The organism is Enterobacter sp. C3_dUdeg (genome assembly GCF_057536195.1).
Genome location: NZ_BAAKFX010000014.1, coordinates 1 through 17,745, shown reverse-complemented (window position 1 = coordinate 17,745; position 17,745 = coordinate 1). Strand labels below are relative to the sequence as shown.

Genomic DNA, 17,745 nt, shown 5'->3' with positions numbered 1-17,745 from the left:
GCTTCGGGACATAACGCCCCAGGTAATGAAGAATTCTGGCGATCATCGAATAAAAAAGCCGCTGAGAGATCAGCGGCTTTTTAGTTGCCGGGTGGCGCTCACGCTTACCCGGCCTACGGATTGACCGTATTACTCTTCTTTCGCACCGCGCATAGCACGTTTACGGTCGTTCTCGGTCAGGTGACGTTTACGGATACGAATTGACTGTGGAGTCACTTCTACCAGTTCGTCATCATCGATGAATTCCAGAGCCTGCTCCAGAGTCATCTTGATCGGTGGAACCAGAACCGTTGCTTCGTCAGTACCGGACGCACGCATGTTGGTCAGTTTCTTACCGGTCAGGCAGTTTACGGTCAGGTCGTTAGAACGACTGTGAATACCGATGATCTGGCCTTCGTAAACTTCAGCACCGTGACCCAGGAACAGCTTGCCGCGATCCTGCAGACCGAACAGCGCAAACGCAACCGCTTTACCCTGACCGTTGGAGATCAGCACGCCGTTGTTACGCTGGCCCACTTCGCCCGGACGAACGTCGTCGTAGTGGCTGAAGGTGGAGTACAGCAGACCGGTACCGGAGGTCATGGTCATGAACTCTGAACGGAAGCCGATCAGACCACGGCTTGGGATCACGTAGTCGAGACGTACGCGGCCTTTGCCATCTGGATTCATGTTTTTCAGGTCGCCTTTACGCTCACCCAGAGCCTGCATCACAGAACCCTGGTGCTGCTCTTCAACGTCCAGCGTTACGTTTTCGAACGGCTCTTGTTTACGGCCGTCGATTTCGCGGAAGATTACTTTCGGACGGGAAACCGCCATTTCGAAACCTTCACGACGCATGTTTTCGATCAGAACAGACAGGTGCAGCTCACCACGACCAGAAACGCGGAATGCATCGGCATCCTGGGTTTCTTCAACGCGCAACGCAACGTTGTGCACCAGCTCTTTGTTCAGGCGGTCAAGGATCTGACGAGAGGTAACGAATTTACCTTCTTTACCACAGAACGGAGAGGTGTTGACGTTGAAGAACATGGATACGGTTGGTTCATCAACGGACAGGGCTGGCAGCGCTTCGACGTTCTGCGGATCGCAGATGGTGTCGGAGATGTTCAGTTCACCCAGACCGGTGATAGCGATGATGTCGCCCGCTTCCGCAACGTCACTCTCGATACGCTCAAGACCCAGGTGAGTCAGTACTTTACCGACTTTACCGTTACGGGTTTTGCCTTCGCTATCGATGATAGTAACCTGCTGGTTAGGCTTCACTTTACCGCGCTTGATACGACCAATGCCGATTACGCCAACGTAGTTGTTGTAGTCGAGCTGAGAGATCTGCATCTGCAGGGTGCCGTCGAGATCGACGTTTGGTGCAGGAACACGGTCAACAATCGCCTGATACAGCGGGGTCATGTCTTCAGCCATGTCTTCGTGGTCCAGACCTGCGATACCGTTCAGCGCAGAGGCGTAAACGATAGGGAAGTCCAGCTGCTCGTCGGTCGCGTCGAGGTTAACGAACAGGTCGAAGACCTGGTCAACAACCCAGTCAGGACGCGCGCCAGGGCGGTCAACTTTGTTGATAACAACGATTGGCTTCAGACCATGGGCAAAAGCTTTTTTGGTCACGAAGCGCGTCTGTGGCATTGGGCCATCCATTGCGTCAACGACCAGCAGAACGGAGTCTACCATGGACATTACACGTTCAACTTCACCACCGAAGTCGGCGTGCCCTGGGGTATCAACGATGTTGATACGGTAGTCATTCCATTTAATCGCGGTGTTTTTCGCGAGGATGGTAATCCCACGCTCTTTCTCCAAATCGTTGGAGTCCATCACGCGTTCTTGGGTTTCGGCACGCGCATCAAACGTACCGGATTGCTGCAGCAGCTTGTCGACCAGGGTAGTTTTACCATGGTCAACGTGCGCGATGATGGCGATGTTACGCAAATTTTCGATCACAACTTTGCCTCAGGCATTTAGAAATAGCGCGTTATTGTACACGGATTAATCGCACTACAAAACAGGATCACAAACATCCCCCGCAAACAAGTATTGCAGAGATGCTTTGTGATCGCTTTCACGGAGCGGTAAAAGGGCACTTTAACGTAAATTGCACCAATATGGTGCTCAATGTTCACATTGAAGCACCATACTGGTGCAACAAATCCATTGTGGTGCAGCCCTTTTGCACTATGGTGCGCATGATAACGCCTTTTTGGGGTGATTTAAAAGTTGGCACAGATTTCGCTTTATAAAAAATACATGGCACCAGCCAGTACAAACAGAAATTGAAGACCTCGTTACCACGACGACAATGACCAATCTGGAGAGTTAAGTATGTCCGCTGAACACGTTTTGACGATGCTGAACGAACATGAAGTGAAGTTTGTTGATCTGCGCTTCACCGATACCAAAGGTAAAGAACAGCACGTCACAATCCCTGCTCATCAGGTGAACGCCGAATTCTTTGAAGAAGGCAAAATGTTTGACGGCTCCTCCATTGGTGGCTGGAAAGGCATTAACGAATCCGACATGGTTCTGATGCCAGACGCGACCACTGCGGTCATTGATCCGTTCTTCGAAGAACCAACCCTGATCATCCGTTGCGACATCCTCGAGCCAGGCACGCTGCAGGGCTACGACCGCGACCCACGTTCTATCGCGAAACGCGCTGAAGAGTACCTGCGTTCTACCGGCATCGCAGACACCGTTCTGTTCGGGCCAGAGCCAGAATTCTTCCTGTTCGATGACATCCGCTTCGGTGCCTCTATTTCTGGCTCCCACGTGGCTATCGACGACATCGAAGGTGCATGGAACTCCTCCACCAAATACGAAGGCGGTAACAAAGGTCACCGTCCTGGCGTGAAAGGCGGTTACTTCCCGGTTCCTCCGGTCGACTCTGCACAGGACATTCGTTCCACTATGTGTCTGGTGATGGAAGAGATGGGCCTGGTTGTTGAAGCTCACCACCACGAAGTGGCGACTGCTGGTCAGAACGAAGTGGCAACCCGCTTCAACACCATGACCAAAAAAGCGGACGAAATTCAGATCTACAAATACGTTGTGCACAACGTTGCGCACCGTTTCGGTAAAACCGCGACCTTCATGCCAAAACCAATGTTTGGCGATAACGGTTCCGGTATGCACTGCCACATGTCTCTGTCCAAGAACGGTACCAACCTGTTCTCTGGCGACAAATATGCCGGTCTGTCCGAGCAGGCGCTGTATTACATCGGTGGTGTTATCAAACACGCTAAAGCGATCAACGCCCTGGCGAACCCAACCACGAACTCCTACAAGCGTCTGGTCCCGGGCTACGAAGCGCCAGTGATGCTGGCCTACTCTGCACGTAACCGTTCTGCTTCTATCCGTATCCCGGTGGTGGCTTCTCCTAAAGCACGTCGTATCGAAGTTCGCTTCCCGGACCCAGCGGCTAACCCATACCTGTGCTTCGCAGCACTGCTGATGGCCGGTCTGGACGGTATCAAGAACAAGATCCACCCGGGCGAAGCGATGGACAAAAACCTGTACGACCTGCCGCCAGAAGAAGCGAAAGAGATCCCACAGGTTGCTGGCTCTCTGGAAGAAGCCCTGCAGGCGCTGGACGCAGACCGCGAGTTCCTGACTGCAGGTGGCGTATTCACTGACGACGCTATCGATGCTTACATCGCCCTGCGTATGGAAGAGAACGACCGCGTGCGTATGACGCCACACCCGGTAGAGTTCGAGCTGTACTACAGCGTTTAATTAAAGTTGTTTTACCCGGCGTGATAAGCGCCGGGGGTAGTTGCCGTGGAAACTTTTAGCCCATCTCCGGATGGGCTTTTTTCTCCACCAACAACCTGATCTCACGCGCTTTTTACGCCGAAAACGCTATACTGCACAAAATTAGTGCAAACGACTCCAGGAGACTGCTGAATGGCAACTGGCACGCTGCCCGATGCTGGGCAGATCCTCAATTCTTTGATTAACAGCATATTGCTGGTCGATGACGAGCTGGCCGTTCATTACGCCAACCCGGCCGCGCAGCAGCTGCTCGCCCAAAGCGCACGTAAACTGTTCGGCACCCCGCTTCCTGAACTCCTGAGCTATTTTTCACTGAATATTGGCCTGATGCAGGAAAGTTTGCAGGCCGGCCAGGGGTTTACCGATAACGAAGTGACGCTGGTGATCGACGGGCGCTCGCACATTCTGTCGCTAACCGCGCAACGTCTTCCCGAAGGCCTGATCCTGCTGGAAATGGCGCCGATGGATAATCAGCGTCGACTGAGCCAGGAGCAGCTTCAGCACGCGCAGCAGATTGCCGCCCGTGACCTGGTGCGGGGCCTGGCGCATGAAATCAAAAACCCGCTGGGTGGATTACGCGGCGCGGCGCAGCTTCTGACCAAGGCGCTGCCCGATCCCGCGCTGGCGGAATATACCAACGTCATCATTGAGCAGGCGGACCGTCTGCGGAATCTGGTAGACCGTCTTCTCGGTCCGCAGCAGCCGGGAATGCACGTTACTGAAAGCATCCATAAAGTGGCTGAGCGGGTGGTGAAGCTCGTCTCAATGGAGCTGCCGGAGAACGTCACGCTGGTACGTGATTACGATCCAAGCCTGCCGGAACTGGCCCACGACCCGGACCAGATTGAGCAGGTCCTGTTGAATATTGTGCGTAATGCCCTGCAGGCGCTTGGGCCTGAAGGCGGCGAGATTATTTTACGCACCCGCACCGCCTTCCAGCTCACGTTACACGGCGTGCGCTACCGGCTGGCGGCCCGAATCGACGTTGAGGATAACGGGCCCGGCATTCCATCGCATTTGCAGGACACCCTGTTCTACCCGATGGTAAGCGGTCGCGAAGGCGGGACCGGCCTGGGCTTATCCATTGCCCGCAGTTTGATCGATCAACACTCCGGGAAAATTGAATTTACCAGTTGGCCGGGACATACCGAGTTTTCGGTTTTCCTGCCGATTAAAAAATAAAGGTGACGTTTATGCAACGAGGGATAGTCTGGGTAGTCGATGACGATAGCTCCATCCGTTGGGTGCTTGAACGCGCGCTCACTGGGGCAGGATTAAGCTGCACGACGTTTGAGAGCGGCAGCGAAGTGCTCGACGCACTCACCACCAAAACGCCAGATGTTCTGCTTTCGGATATCCGTATGCCGGGCATGGACGGGCTGGCGCTGTTAAAGCAGATCAAACAACGCCACCCTATGCTTCCGGTCATCATAATGACTGCGCACTCCGATCTGGATGCCGCAGTGAGCGCCTATCAGCAAGGGGCGTTTGATTACCTGCCCAAACCCTTTGATATCGACGAAGCGGTGGCGCTGGTTGAGCGCGCGATTAGCCATTATCAGGAGCAGCAACAGCCGCGCCACGCGCCCGATTTTGGGCCAACGACAGACATCATCGGTGAAGCGCCGGCGATGCAGGACGTGTTTCGCATTATTGGCCGTTTGTCCCGCTCGTCCATTAGCGTATTGATTAACGGTGAATCGGGAACCGGTAAAGAGCTTGTGGCGCATGCATTGCATCGCCATAGTCCACGGGCAAAAGCGCCGTTCATCGCCCTGAATATGGCGGCGATCCCGAAGGATTTGATTGAGTCCGAACTGTTCGGCCATGAAAAAGGGGCATTTACCGGCGCCAATACCATTCGCCAGGGGCGGTTCGAACAGGCTGACGGCGGTACGCTGTTCCTGGATGAAATTGGCGATATGCCGCTGGATGTCCAGACCCGCCTGCTGCGCGTGCTGGCCGACGGGCAGTTTTATCGCGTGGGCGGCTATGCGCCGGTGAAGGTGGATGTGCGCATTATCGCCGCGACCCACCAGAACCTGGAGCAACGCGTGCAGGAAGGAAAATTCCGCGAGGATTTATTCCACCGTCTGAACGTTATTCGCGTTCATCTGCCGCCGCTGCGTGAACGCCGGGAAGATATTCCCCGCCTGGCGCGTCATTTCCTGCAGGTAGCCGCCCGCGAGCTGGGCGTGGAAGCCAAGCAGCTTCACCCGGAAACCGATGCCGCTCTGACGCGTCTGGCGTGGCCGGGCAACGTGCGTCAGCTGGAAAATACCTGCCGCTGGTTAACCGTGATGGCCGCCGGGCAGGAAGTGCTGATTCAGGATTTACCGGCCGAGCTGTTTGAAGCGACCGCGCCTGAAAGCAGTACCGGGCACGCGCTGCCGGACAGCTGGGCGACGCTGCTGGCGCAGTGGGCCGACCGCGCGCTGCGTTCCGGTCATCAAAACCTGCTGTCTGAAGCTCAGCCGGAGATGGAGCGTACGCTGTTAACTACCGCGCTTCGTCATACGCAGGGCCATAAGCAGGAAGCCGCTCGCCTGCTGGGATGGGGACGTAATACCCTGACGCGCAAGCTTAAAGAGCTGGGAATGGAGTGATCGTACGCCGCTGTGTAAAGGTTATTCATTGAGCGCAAATTGCCGTTATTTTGCGCTTTACTGTTCCGATGAGTTTTGTATGATCGTGCCCGGAAATTGGGGGTGAACATCATGCTGGAAACAATCGTAAATATGCTCTCTAGCGGAGCCGCTGAAAGCCACACGCCACAGACAGCCGTTGCGGCTATGTTGTGTGCGGCGTTGGTGGGGCTGTTTAGCTAGCGAGTTGAACGTAAAAGCCGGGTGGCGGCTTCGCCTTACCCGGCCTACGTTTTGTGCATTTTGCAATGCGCCTTAAATCACCCGCGAGAACTGCTGCAGTCGCGCTTTCTGACGTAGATACGCGTCAAAGCACATGCAGATATTACGGATCAACAGACGCCCTTTCGGCGTGACCTCAATCGCGCTCTCCGACACATCCACCAGCCCGTCTTTCGCCAGCGGTGCAATCAGCTTCAGGTCTTCCGCAAAATAATCGCTGAAGTGCAGATCCCACTGCGACTCAACGTCGCTGAAATCGAGACGGAAGTTGCAGATTAGCGCCTTAATCACATCGCGCCGGATGCAGTCGTCGCGCGTTAACGCGATGCCGCGCCACAGCGCGTTGCCCGTTTCATCAACCTGCTGGTAGTAAAGCTTCAGCTCTTTCTGGTTCTGCGCGTAACAGTCGCCAATCATGCTGATAGCGGAGACGCCCATCCCCAGCAAATCGGTATCGCCCTGGGTTGTGTAGCCCTGGAAGTTGCGGTGCAGAACGCCTTCACGCTGCGCAATCGCCAGCTCGTCATCCGGACGGGCAAAGTGATCCATCCCGATAAACTGATAGCCGGTTTCGGTCAGCGAGGTAATGGTTTCCTGCAGGATATCCAGCTTCTGCTGGGCAGAAGGAAGATCGGCATCTTTGATTTTGCGCTGAGCGGCAAAGAGCGTCGGCAGATGCGCATAGTTAAAGACGCTCAGGCGGTCCGGGTTGAGTTCGGCCACGCGCTTCAGGGTGAAGGCGAAGCTTTCCGGCGTTTGCTTTGGCAGGCCGTAAATCAGGTCAATATTGGTCGAGGTGAAACCAATCTCGCGCGCGTGATTGAGTAAGGCAAAGATAAATTCTTCGTCCTGCTCGCGGTTCACCAGACGCTGAACCTCTTTATTGAAATCCTGCACGCCCATACTCAGACGATTGAAGCCTTCGGCGCGTAAGTGTTCCAGTACATCCAGCTCAATTTCACGCGGATCGACTTCGATCGAGATTTCAGCGTCGGCGTTAAAACTGAAATTGCCGCGCAGCAGGGTCATCAGGCGGCTGATTTGCGCTTTATTCAGATAGGTTGGCGTACCGCCGCCCCAGTGCAGCTGGCTGACGTGACGGCCAGCAAAAAGCGGCGCGCGATGCACAATTTCTTGTTCAAGCGCATCAAGATATTGGTCGGCTTTGTGCTGCTGACGGGTAACGATTTTATTGCAGCCGCAGAAGTAGCAAAGCTTGTGGCAGAACGGAATATGGACGTAGAGCGACAGCGGACGCTCAGGATAGCGCGCGACAGCCTGCTGGAAATCAGCCTCGCCGAAGGCATCGGAGAACTCCAGCGCGGTGGGGTATGACGTATAACGCGGCCCGGAATAGTTATATTTCTGGATTAGGGCCAAATCCCAGTCGATAGTTGGTGCTGACATGCTCACTCCTTCCGTTGGTGTCGCGTTCGTATACGGCGGCCCGTTCTGGCCCCATCGCGGGCCATCATTCGGGTGCGCAGCCACTTCTGTCGCCGCGACAACCGCCGTAGTTTAACGAATAACCACACCAGATAACATATAACCGGAAGGGTTATAAGCAGGACTATCGTGCCTGCCGGGTGCAAATGTTAGTTTCCACCCTTCAGAAGACGCATCATATCTTCCTGCTTCTCGTCTTCTTCTTCATCTTCGTCATCGTCGTATGACAGGCCCAGCTTCTGCATCAGTTCATCGATACGATCCAGTTTGGCATCCACCCATGACTGCTCTTCAGCGGTCAGGGTTTCACCCTCTTCAAGACGTTCCAGCAGCGCGTCCAGGCGCTCATCGTTCTCCAGCAAATCCAGCTCAGCCTGCGGTGAAAGCATAGGTTTCTCGCTCTTTGGTTTGTGCTGCTTAGTGACCGGGGTGTCTGTCACGCCCAGTGGAATGGGAGTTTTACTGCCGATACGAGGGTCTTTCTGCTGTTTGCCTTTTGCAGATGCACCCGCTGCACCACCACCGTTGGCACGGCTACCCGCAGCGTGACCGCGATGTTTTTTGTCGCGTTTGCGATCGCGCGCTTCCTGGTTCAGTTCTTCGCGCGTTTTGCGGCGTGCTTTTGCAGGGCGTTTCGCGCCCGCAGCGGAGGTTGGTTTTTTCATGATGTTTTATCTTTAAGTCGTTTTCTTCAGTATAGAATTGCGGCGAAATCTAGCAGAAAGCAAGCAAAGAAAAAAGGCGACAGAGCAATCTGTCGCCTTTTTTCCTGACTCACAACCCTTAGCGGGTCAGACTTTCCGTGTTTGCCAACAACAAACCCTGTTTATCCCTTGGCTAATACCGTCCGTGATACGGTTCCATTTCCTTTTAAAACGCCTCCAGGCGTTGGTCATCCTGACAATCCTGCGTCTTCGCCTCCTGGCGCTCCTGACCCTAATCCTTAAGTCGATTTCCTGTTGGCTTCCTCGCCCTGACGCACACTTTACCTTGTTCCGTTAAACTAACAAGCAACGAAACGGTACAAAAAGGATTTTTCAGACAATTACCCGGAAATAAGCTTATGATTTAAAACAGTTTGGCTTTTTTGACGCCTGCGAATTCTCTGAAATCTCCCATAGCATCACTGGCCGATCTCTCACACCGGTTGGGGCATTCGCCTACAGCTCATAGCAATCAGAAAAGCCTTTTGGCTGCATTCGGGTATAATCCCCTTCAGATTACGATTTTGGAGACGACCACGTGACTACCTGGAACTACCAACAGACGCATTTTGTCACCAGTGCGCCCGATATTCGCCACCTTCCTTCTGATACCGGTATTGAAGTGGCATTTGCTGGCCGCTCCAATGCGGGGAAATCCAGCGCCCTGAATACGCTGACCAATCAGAAGAGCCTGGCGCGTACCTCAAAAACACCTGGCCGTACCCAGCTGATCAACCTGTTTGAAGTCGCAGAGGGCAAACGCCTGGTCGACTTACCGGGCTACGGTTACGCGCAGGTACCGGAAGAGATGAAAATCAAGTGGCAGCGTGCGCTGGGTGAATACCTGGAAAAACGCCTGTGCCTGAAAGGTCTGGTGGTGCTGATGGATATTCGCCATCCCCTGAAAGATCTGGATCAGCAGATGATCGACTGGGCTGTAGCAAGCGATATCGCCGTGCTGGTGCTGCTGACGAAAGCCGATAAGCTGGCGAGCGGCGCGCGTAAAGCGCAGGTGAATATGGTTCGCGAAGCGGTGCTGGCGTTCAACGGTGATGTGCAGGTTGAGCCGTTCTCCTCGCTGAAAAAGCTGGGCGTGGACAAGCTGCGTCAGAAGCTCGATACCTGGTTTAGCGAGCTGGAACCCGCGACGGAAGCGGAAGAAGCGTAATACCGAGCGCGGCGATAGCCGCGTTTTTTTTGCCTGAATTTTTCTTTGCCGCAATAAAAAACGCCCCAGTCATTACTGACTGGGGCGGCTAAAATATTCAGCCAAATCCGATTACGTGAAGTAAAAGGTCTGAAAGATAGAACATCTTACCTCTGTACCCTACGCCGACAACTCTACCCCTTTTTGTGCTGCAGAAAAAGCACTTTTTGTAGTTTTTTTTCATTCTTTACATAGGGAATTCTAATGATTGTCACAAAACGCGCGTTGTTATGTTGCAAACTTACATAAAAAGCGCGTTATGCGAAGAACCCTTAGTGAGCCTGATCCCAGTTTTCGCCACTTCCCACTTCCACCAGCAACGGCACGTCAAGCGTCATGCTGCTTTCCATCAGTTCGTGGATCTTCTTCGACACGGCGTCGAGGTCGTCTTTGTGCACTTCAAATACCAGTTCATCGTGTACCTGCATGATCATCTTCACGCGAGGCTTCTCTTTTTCCAGCCAGGCATCAACGGCGATCATTGCACGCTTAATAATGTCCGCCGCGGTACCCTGCATCGGGGCGTTGATCGCCGCACGCTCTGCGCCAGCGCGACGCGCCGCGTTGCTGGATTTGATGTCCGGTAGGTAGAGGCGGCGGCCATCCAGGGTTTCGACGTAACCTTTTTCCTTCGCCTGCGCGCGGGTGCGTTCCATGTATTCCAGCACGCCCGGATAACGCTCGAAGTAGAGATCCATATACTTCTGCGACTCTTTGCGCGGAATGTTGAGCTGGCGCGAAAGACCAAATGCACTCATGCCGTAAATCAGACCGAAGTTGATCGCCTTAGCACTGCGGCGCTGCTCGTTGGTCACGCTGTCCAGCGGCAAGCCGAAGACTTCCGCCGCAGTTGCCCGGTGGATATCCTTCCCTTCAGCAAACGCGGTCAGCAGGCCTTTGTCGCGGGACAGATGCGCCATAATGCGCAGCTCAATTTGCGAGTAGTCAGCAGAGACAATCAGATAATCCTCTGGTGCGATGAAAGCCTGGCGAATACGGCGGCCTTCTTCGTTACGTACCGGGATGTTCTGCAGGTTGGGATCGGTTGATGAGAGACGACCAGTCGCCGCGACAGCCTGATGGTACGACGTGTGCACGCGGCCCGTTTTCGGGTTGATCATCAGCGGGAGCTTGTCGGTGTAGGTAGACTTCAGCTTCGCGAGGCCACGGTACTGCAGAATCACTTTTGGCAGCGGGTAATCCAGCGCCAGCTCTTCCAGCACCTCTTCAGAGGTTGACGGCGCGCCGCCAGGAGTTTTCTTCAGCGGCTTGATGCCCTGCTTTTCAAACAGAATGGTTTGCAGCTGCTTCGGCGAAGAGAGGTTAAACGGCTCGCCTGCAAGCTCATGCGCTTTTTGCTCGAGCTCGGTCAGACGCTGCGCCAGCTCCCCGGAGTGGTTATGCAGCACCGTTGGGTCAATCTTCACGCCGTTGCGTTCAATGCGGGACAGCACGGGCACCAGCGGCATCTCGATATGCTGGAACACGTTCAGCGGACCTTCATGCTTCTGCAGTTTTGGCCACATCTTCAGGTGCAGCTGCAGCGTGACATCTGCGTCTTCCGCCGCGTAGCGCCCCGCTTCTTCCAGAGCAATCTGGTTAAAGGTGAGCTGATTTTTCCCTTTACCGGCAATCTCTTCAAAGGTGATCGTTTTGTGCTTGAGCCAGCGGTCAGACAAGGAATCCATATCATGGCGGCCCGCGACGCTGTCCAGAATGTAGGATTCAAGCATGGTGTCGAAGGCAATCCCGCGCAGTTCAATGCCGTAGTTTTGCAGAATGCCGCGGTCGTACTTGAGGTTTTGTCCAACCTTGAGCGCCTTTTCGTCTTCCAGGATCGGCTTCAGCAGTTCAAGCACGCGTTCACGGGAGATCTGCTCCGGCGCATCCAGGTAATCGTGCGCCACAGGGACGTAGGCGGCAATACCAGGCTCTGTCGCAAATGACAGACCAATCATATTGGCAGAGATGTTATCGAGGCTGTCGGTTTCGGTATCAAAGGCAAAGACGGGCGCCTTTTTCAGTTTCTCGATCCAGGCAATTAGCTGTGACTCTTCAAGAATGGTTTCGTAGTTGTCGAAGGAAAGCGCCACGGCTTCTTCTTCCGCCTGCTCTTCTGCGTCAACGACGATCGTCTCCTTCGGCTTTGCAGCAGGTTTGGCCCCTTTCGCCTGCAGCCATTTACCGGCTTCCACGTCAGCCGTCCAGCGCTTGAATTCGTATTTCTTAAACAGGCTCAGCAGATCGTCAGCGGAAGGCTGTTGCACTTCAAGCTGCTCACAGCCCAGCTCCAGTTCGACATCGGTTTTGATTGTGGCCAGCTTATAGGAGAGATAAGCCACCTCTTTGTTCTCTTCCAGTTTTCCGGCCATGGTTTTTGCGCCACGGAAGGAGAGCCCGGCGATTTTGTCTGGCTCCGCGTAGAGCGTATCCAGACCACCCAGCCCCTGGAGCAGCGCCTGCGCGGTTTTTTCACCGACGCCAGGGACACCCGGGATGTTATCCGAGGAGTCGCCCATCAACGCGAGGAAGTCGATAATCAGCTCAGGCGGCACGCCGTACTTTGTGACCACTTCTTCTGGCCCCAGAATGGTGTTGGTCATGGTGTTAATCAGGGTGATGCCTGGCGTCACCAGCTGCGCCATATCTTTATCACCGGTGCTGATCAGCACAGGACGCCCCATCTTTTCTGCTTCACGCGCCAGCGTGCCGATGACGTCATCGGCTTCAACGCCAGAGACGGCCAGCAGCGGCAGCCCCATCGCTTTTACCATGGTGTGCAGCGGCTCAATCTGCGCGCGCAGATCGTCAGGCATTGGCGGACGGTGAGATTTGTAATGCTCAAACAGTTCGTCGCGGAAAGTTTTACCTTTCGCATCAAAGACCACAGCCGCATGGGTTGGCTGATACTGAAGGATCAGGCTGCGCAGCATGTTCAGCACGCCGTACATTGCGCCGGTGGGTTCCCCTGCGCTATTGGTCAGAGGAGGAAACGCATGATATGCCCGATACAGGTAAGAAGAGCCATCGACGAGAATAAGAGGGTTTTCTGGGATCTGAACCATAATGTCCGTGCCTTTAATCAATTTATGGGTAAAGGATGCCACAGAAGGATGAAAACATCAGGTATTAGCGCCAGATACAGGAAAAGATTTTGCGATCGTGAGGATCGCTCGCAAAAATCAAACTGTGGATAAGTTTGTGTATATTTTCACTTCATATGAATAACAGACGTAAAAAATACATATGCGTTAATTTTTAGATCTTAATTATCATGCTGTTATAGCATTAGATCTTATCTATATGGTCAACTGATGGCAATTTAGTCTATGTGGATATAAGCCTTGTTAAGCGCGCAATCACAGAGAAATCGTCTGCGACAGGGTAAAAGCGGCCAAATCATCACGTCAAAGCGCCATTAATTTGTCTGTTTTCTGGTAAAATCAGCGCCCGGCGTTGCATAGCCGACCGCTCACTTACAGCTAACTACCTGAAAAAGCTCATCATGCCGAGATTGCTCGCAGCAATAACATTACTGTTAAGCATCATTTTAACTATCCTGGTGACTGTCGCCTGCTCTGTGCCGATCATCATCGCCGGGATCGTTAAACTGCTGCTGCCTGTTCCCATGGTGTGGCGAGCCGTGTCCGCATTTTGTAACTTCATGATGTACTGCTGGTGCGAAGGACTGGCGATACTGCTGTGCCTGAACTCGCATCTGAAGTGGGATATCAAAGGGCTGGAGAGTCTTAACAAGAAGAACTGGTATCTGCTGATCTGCAATCACCACAGCTGGGCGGACATCGTGGTGTTATGCGTACTTTTTCGCAAACACATCCCGATGAACAAATATTTTCTGAAACAGCAGCTCGCCTGGGTGCCTTTTATCGGGCTGGCCTGCTGGGCACTTGATATGCCGTTTATGAAACGCTATTCGCGCAGCTATTTGATTCGTCATCCCGAGCGTCGCGGCAAAGATGTGGATACCACGCGCCGTTCCTGCGAAAAGTTTCGCGCGCATCCTACGACCATCGTGAACTTTGTTGAAGGCTCCCGGTTTACGGAAGAGAAGCATCAACAAACTCGCTCCCCTTACCAGCACTTGCTGCCGCCAAAGGCTGCGGGTATTGCGATGGCGCTTAACGTGCTGGGATCACAGTTCGATAAACTCCTGAACGTCACACTCTGCTATCCGGAAAACAATAAGACGCCGTTCTACGATATGCTCAGCGGCAAACTGACGCGCATTGTTGTGCGTGTCGATCTGGTTCCGATAGATGCCGGGCTGCACGGTGATTACGTTAACGATAAGAATTTCAAGCGTCGTTTCCAGCAGTGGCTTAATACGCTCTGGAAAGAGAAAGACGAACAGATAGACAATATTAAATCTTCATACAAAAACGCCGGTCAGTGACCGGCGTTTTTACATCCGCGAAATTACTTCTTCTCAACCAGGTATTTCACGGTATCAGCATACTGCTGTACGAAGATATCCATGCTGCTGGTGTCCATGCCCTGCATGTTCAGCTGGTATTTGCCGTTAACAAACATCGCCGGAACGCCCTGAAGCTGGAGGTCAGCAGCCGCTTTTTCCTGCTGAGCAACCAGAGATTTCACCACAAAGCTGTTCCATGCTGCGTCATACTCTTCCCCTTTCACGCCGGCATCAACGAACACTTTACGGATATCCGCAGTGGTCTGAACGGTCTGGGTTTTCTGTACGGCTTCAAACATTGGCGCAGTGATCTTATCTTCCACGCCCAGTGCCATCGCAACCGCCCACGCCTGGGTCAGGTCTTTACCCAATGGACCCAGGAACTCGACGTGGTACTTGGTCATTTTGGTGCCTTCTGGCAGCTTTTTCTTCACGTTGTCAGAAACATGCAGAACCTGCTCGAACTGATAGCAGTGTGGGCAATAGAACGAGAAGAACTCCAGAACCTGTGGCTCGCCAGCAACCGGTTTGTCCAGCGTGATGAACTGTTTGCCGTCGGTAAACTGCGCAGCAGAAGCGCTAAATGCCAGAATCATACCTGCCAGCGCCAGCCAAATTTTTTTCATGATTAACTCTCTCCTGGGTGTGTCCAATTAATACATCGGCGTTAATTGCAGAGGGGGTTCCTGAAGAACCTTGACCTGCTCAGTAAATGTAGATATCTGGCTACGCCAGTAATCCTCTCCGGTAAGCCACGGGAAATTCCGGGGAAATGCGGGATCGTCCCAACGCCTGATTAACCATGCGAGATAATAAACAAAACGCATCGCACGTAAAGGCTCAATCAGGGCAATTTCGTCTGAATTAAACGGGCTAAATTCTTCATAAGCTTCAATAATGGTTTCAAGCTGCATGCGTTGCTCGGCTTTGTCGCCATTGAGCAACATCCACAGGTCCTGAACCGCTGGCCCCATACGCGCATCATCGAGATCGACAAAAAGCGGGCCATCACGCCAGAGGATATTTCCGGCATGACAATCGCCATGCAGGCGCAGGACAGAAATATCGTCGCGCCAGCAGGTTTTAACAGCAGCAATGAGCTTATCGGTGGCGTTGAGGAAATCATCCTTTAACGCAGTGGGAATCATGGCAGACGTTTCGAATATTCCGCGCGGCTCAAGAAGGTATTCCTGAATCCCGATAGTCGGGCGGGCAATAAAGGCTTTTTTGCGTCCCGTCTGGTGTATGCGCCCAAGATAGCGGGCAACCCACTCCATCTGATCAATATTATCCGCTTCAAATTGGCGGCCACCCAGGCTCGGGAATACAGCGTAGTAAAACCCTTCGTGCGTGAGGAGCGTTTGGTTATTGAATTTTAGCGGTGCGGCAACGGGAACATCGTCATCCAGCAGATCGTGAGCAAACTGATGCTCTTCCTGAATTTGTTCTGCGGACCAGCGTTCAGGACGATAGAATTTTACGACGAAGCGCTGACGATCCTCATCCTGAAACTGATAGACGCGGTTTTCGTAGCTGTTTAACGGTGTTAGCCCGGAATCCACCCGAATACCCTGTTCAAACAGGGCATCCATAATGGTGTCCGGGTGTAATGTCTGGAAAGTAAAAGCCTGGTCGTTCATCCGATCATCCGGAAATTATACGAATGATTCAGGATATCATCTTGTGGCGATTTCGGTGCCGCCGCTTACAAGCTTTTACTCTTTAATTACGCCTCGGGCGCGCAGTAATGCGGTCTTAAAATCTTCCTCATAATCTTTCTGAATACCAGGAATAACAGCATCTTTGGCAGAGTCACGCATTTTAAGGTGATAGATCAGGATGTCGTCAGAAAGGTCTGCCAGATCGCCGTCAAAACCTGACTCTTTCGCCAGTTTCTGTAAAAATTGCATCAGATTTAGCTCTGGCTCTTTTTGCCAGGCGGGCTGGAGGAGTTCAATAACTTCATTCAGACGTTTACATTTCATGGTGGTGCTCCTTTCATTTAGAGTGACACGTTAGCAGGGTCAATCCCACAATAAAAGAGGCGATATTCGTGAATCTTAGCCAGGAAATCATTGGGGTCGTTCTAGCAGGTGGCAGAGCGACGCGAATGGGGGGAAAAGATAAGGGGCTTCAACGCCTGAACGGCAAACCCTTGTGGCAATGTGTCGCTGATACGCTCGCAGGCCAGGTGTCGACAATGGCCATCAGTGCTAACCGGCATATCGACACTTACCAGCTCAGCGGGTATGCCGTTTATCAGGATATCCTTGAGGATTACCCGGGACCGCTGGCCGGCATGCTTTCGGTCATGCAACAGTCTCACGGAGAGTGGTTCATCTTCTGTCCCTGCGATACCCCGTTTATTCCGTCCTGTCTTGTCGAACGTTTGTTGCTGCTTCGGGGTACGGCTCCTGTGGTTTGGGTACATGACGGCGAGCGTGATCATCCTGCTATCGCATTGATGCACCGATCCCTGGCGCCAGCCCTGCAGTACTATCTGGCTGCGGGAGAGCGCAGGGTGATGGCTTTTATGCGCGAGTCTGGCGGTCATCCCGTTGATTTTAGCGATTTAAAATCAGCATTTGTGAATGTGAATACGCCTGACGATTTGCAGATGATGCAGGAGAAAAGATGATACCTGTTGTCGCCATTTCTGCCTGGAGTGGGACCGGAAAAACCACTCTGCTGAAAAAGCTCATTCCTGCGCTTTGTGCCAGAGGTATCCGTCCAGGATTGATTAAACATACCCACCATAATATGGATGTCGATAAACCGGGCAAAGATAGCTATGCGTTGCGTAAAGCGGGTGCAGCGCAAACGATGGTGGCAAGTACTCAACGCTGGGCGCTGATGACAGAAACGCCGGATGAGGCACCGCTGGATCTCGCTTATCTGGTCAGCCGGATGGATCACGCCACGCTGGATCTGGTGCTGGTCGAGGGATTTAAGCATGAGGCCGTGCCTAAGATCCTGCTGTTCAGAAGCGATGCCGGGCATGATTTCAGCGAATTAACGCTGGATGAGCATGTGATTGCGGTGGCCAGTGATGTTGTATTGCCGCTTGAAGTTCCGATGCTGGATTTAAATGATGTGGATGGGATTGCGGAGTTTATTGTGGAGTGGAGTGCGATCTGACTTGCCGGGTGGCAGCTTTGCCTTATCCGGCCTACAAATCTCTGTGATGCTTAAACGCAAAAAGGCCATCCTTTCGGATGGCCTCTCTACTTATTTGATGCCTGGCAGTTCCCTACTCTCACATGGGGAGACCCCACACTACCATCGGCGCTACGGCGTTTCACTTCT

16 protein-coding genes are annotated in these 17,745 nt (G+C 53.2%); 8 read left to right on the top strand and 8 right to left on the bottom strand.

Going from position 1 to position 17,745, the window contains the following annotated elements; translation table 11 throughout:
• Positions 1 to 129 precede the first annotated feature (129 nt).
• Entirely contained in the window at positions 130 to 1,953 is a 1,824-nt protein-coding gene (gene typA, locus AC27FC_RS20670) for a ribosome-dependent GTPase TypA (RefSeq protein WP_023333895.1), read from the bottom strand.
• 378 nt (positions 1,954 to 2,331) lie between these two features.
• Between typA and glnA the strand changes: the two genes are divergently transcribed.
• From glnA to AC27FC_RS20650, 4 genes are all read left to right on the top strand, one after another.
• Positions 2,332 to 3,741, top strand: coding sequence for a glutamate--ammonia ligase (gene glnA / locus AC27FC_RS20665; RefSeq protein WP_023309763.1), 1,410 nt, complete (start codon positions 2,332 to 2,334; stop codon positions 3,739 to 3,741).
• Positions 3,742 to 3,912: 171 nt separating this feature from the next.
• Positions 3,913 to 4,962: a nitrogen regulation protein NR(II) gene (gene glnL, locus AC27FC_RS20660; RefSeq protein ID WP_008501857.1), complete on the top strand. Its 1,050-nt coding sequence runs from the start codon at positions 3,913 to 3,915 to the stop codon at positions 4,960 to 4,962.
• 11 nt (positions 4,963 to 4,973) lie between these two features.
• Positions 4,974 to 6,386, top strand: a complete 1,413-nt coding sequence (gene glnG / locus AC27FC_RS20655; RefSeq protein WP_023309765.1) for a nitrogen regulation protein NR(I) — start codon at positions 4,974 to 4,976, stop codon at positions 6,384 to 6,386.
• 111 nt (positions 6,387 to 6,497) lie between these two features.
• Positions 6,498 to 6,608: a YshB family small membrane protein gene (locus AC27FC_RS20650; RefSeq protein WP_023333898.1), complete on the top strand. Its 111-nt coding sequence runs from the start codon at positions 6,498 to 6,500 to the stop codon at positions 6,606 to 6,608.
• Positions 6,609 to 6,680: 72 nt separating this feature from the next.
• On the opposite strand, the gene hemN is transcribed toward AC27FC_RS20650, so the two are convergent.
• Entirely contained in the window at positions 6,681 to 8,054 is a 1,374-nt protein-coding gene (gene hemN / locus AC27FC_RS20645) for an oxygen-independent coproporphyrinogen III oxidase (protein WP_094935271.1), read from the bottom strand.
• Positions 8,055 to 8,242: 188 nt separating this feature from the next.
• Positions 8,243 to 8,758: a Der GTPase-activating protein YihI gene (gene yihI, locus AC27FC_RS20640; protein WP_032644299.1), complete on the bottom strand. Its 516-nt coding sequence runs from the start codon at positions 8,756 to 8,758 to the stop codon at positions 8,243 to 8,245.
• A 577-nt stretch (positions 8,759 to 9,335) separates the two neighbouring features.
• Between yihI and yihA the strand changes: the two genes are divergently transcribed.
• Positions 9,336 to 9,965 (top strand): ribosome biogenesis GTP-binding protein YihA/YsxC, encoded by a 630-nt coding sequence (gene yihA / locus AC27FC_RS20635; protein WP_087822903.1) that lies wholly within the window; start codon positions 9,336 to 9,338, stop codon positions 9,963 to 9,965.
• A gap of 97 nt (positions 9,966 to 10,062) precedes the next feature.
• Here yihA and spfP read toward each other — a convergent pair whose 3' ends face one another.
• Both spfP and polA read right to left on the bottom strand, forming a co-directional pair.
• Positions 10,063 to 10,110, bottom strand: coding sequence for a small protein SpfP (spfP, locus tag AC27FC_RS20630; protein ID WP_071892919.1), 48 nt, complete (start codon positions 10,108 to 10,110; stop codon positions 10,063 to 10,065).
• Between the two features lie 166 nt (positions 10,111 to 10,276).
• Positions 10,277 to 13,069, bottom strand: coding sequence for a DNA polymerase I (gene polA / locus AC27FC_RS20625; protein WP_094935270.1), 2,793 nt, complete (start codon positions 13,067 to 13,069; stop codon positions 10,277 to 10,279).
• A gap of 440 nt (positions 13,070 to 13,509) precedes the next feature.
• On the opposite strand from polA, the gene AC27FC_RS20620 reads away from it, so the two are divergent.
• A complete protein-coding gene (locus tag AC27FC_RS20620) occupies positions 13,510 to 14,418 on the top strand; it encodes a 1-acylglycerol-3-phosphate O-acyltransferase, YihG family (RefSeq protein ID WP_048981039.1) in 909 nt (302 codons plus the stop codon).
• A gap of 23 nt (positions 14,419 to 14,441) precedes the next feature.
• Here AC27FC_RS20620 and dsbA read toward each other — a convergent pair whose 3' ends face one another.
• The 3 genes from dsbA to AC27FC_RS20605 all read right to left on the bottom strand — a co-directional run bounded on the left by dsbA (position 14,442) and on the right by AC27FC_RS20605 (position 16,424).
• Entirely contained in the window at positions 14,442 to 15,065 is a 624-nt protein-coding gene (gene dsbA, locus AC27FC_RS20615; RefSeq protein WP_033146975.1) for a thiol:disulfide interchange protein DsbA, read from the bottom strand.
• Positions 15,066 to 15,092: 27 nt separating this feature from the next.
• Positions 15,093 to 16,079, bottom strand: a complete 987-nt coding sequence (locus tag AC27FC_RS20610) for a serine/threonine protein kinase (protein ID WP_039264179.1) — start codon at positions 16,077 to 16,079, stop codon at positions 15,093 to 15,095.
• Between the two features lie 75 nt (positions 16,080 to 16,154).
• Complete coding sequence (locus AC27FC_RS20605) at positions 16,155 to 16,424, bottom strand: YihD family protein (protein WP_008501866.1); 270 nt, start codon at positions 16,422 to 16,424, stop codon at positions 16,155 to 16,157.
• 68 nt (positions 16,425 to 16,492) lie between these two features.
• Here AC27FC_RS20605 and mobA point away from each other — a divergent pair, with 68 nt between their 5' ends.
• On the top strand, positions 16,493 to 17,077 hold the full coding sequence (gene mobA / locus AC27FC_RS20600) for a molybdenum cofactor guanylyltransferase MobA (RefSeq protein WP_094935267.1): 585 nt from the start codon (positions 16,493 to 16,495) through the stop codon (positions 17,075 to 17,077).
• Complete coding sequence (gene mobB / locus AC27FC_RS20595; RefSeq protein WP_033146978.1) at positions 17,074 to 17,577, top strand: molybdopterin-guanine dinucleotide biosynthesis protein MobB; 504 nt, start codon at positions 17,074 to 17,076, stop codon at positions 17,575 to 17,577. The genes mobA and mobB overlap by 4 nt, the downstream gene beginning before the upstream one ends.
• Positions 17,578 to 17,745 lie beyond the last annotated feature (168 nt).

Excerpts from the sequence above, each read along its gene's own strand:
- yihI (WP_032644299.1), bottom strand. The coding sequence starts at position 8,758 with ATGAAAAAACCAACCTCCGCTGCGGGCGCGAAACGCCCTGCAAAAGCA.
- glnL (WP_008501857.1), top strand. The coding sequence starts at position 3,913 with ATGGCAACTGGCACGCTGCCCGATGCTGGGCAGATCCTCAATTCTTTG.
- AC27FC_RS20605 (WP_008501866.1), bottom strand. The coding sequence starts at position 16,424 with ATGAAATGTAAACGTCTGAATGAAGTTATTGAACTCCTCCAGCCCGCC.
- polA (WP_094935270.1), bottom strand. The coding sequence starts at position 13,069 with ATGGTTCAGATCCCAGAAAACCCTCTTATTCTCGTCGATGGCTCTTCT.
- glnG (WP_023309765.1), top strand. The coding sequence starts at position 4,974 with ATGCAACGAGGGATAGTCTGGGTAGTCGATGACGATAGCTCCATCCGT.
- AC27FC_RS20610 (WP_039264179.1), bottom strand. The coding sequence starts at position 16,079 with ATGAACGACCAGGCTTTTACTTTCCAGACATTACACCCGGACACCATT.
- AC27FC_RS20620 (WP_048981039.1), top strand. The coding sequence starts at position 13,510 with ATGCCGAGATTGCTCGCAGCAATAACATTACTGTTAAGCATCATTTTA.
- hemN (WP_094935271.1), bottom strand. The coding sequence starts at position 8,054 with ATGTCAGCACCAACTATCGACTGGGATTTGGCCCTAATCCAGAAATAT.
- dsbA (WP_033146975.1), bottom strand. The coding sequence starts at position 15,065 with ATGAAAAAAATTTGGCTGGCGCTGGCAGGTATGATTCTGGCATTTAGC.
- mobB (WP_033146978.1), top strand. The coding sequence starts at position 17,074 with ATGATACCTGTTGTCGCCATTTCTGCCTGGAGTGGGACCGGAAAAACC.
- AC27FC_RS20650 (WP_023333898.1), top strand. The coding sequence starts at position 6,498 with ATGCTGGAAACAATCGTAAATATGCTCTCTAGCGGAGCCGCTGAAAGC.
- glnA (WP_023309763.1), top strand. The coding sequence starts at position 2,332 with ATGTCCGCTGAACACGTTTTGACGATGCTGAACGAACATGAAGTGAAG.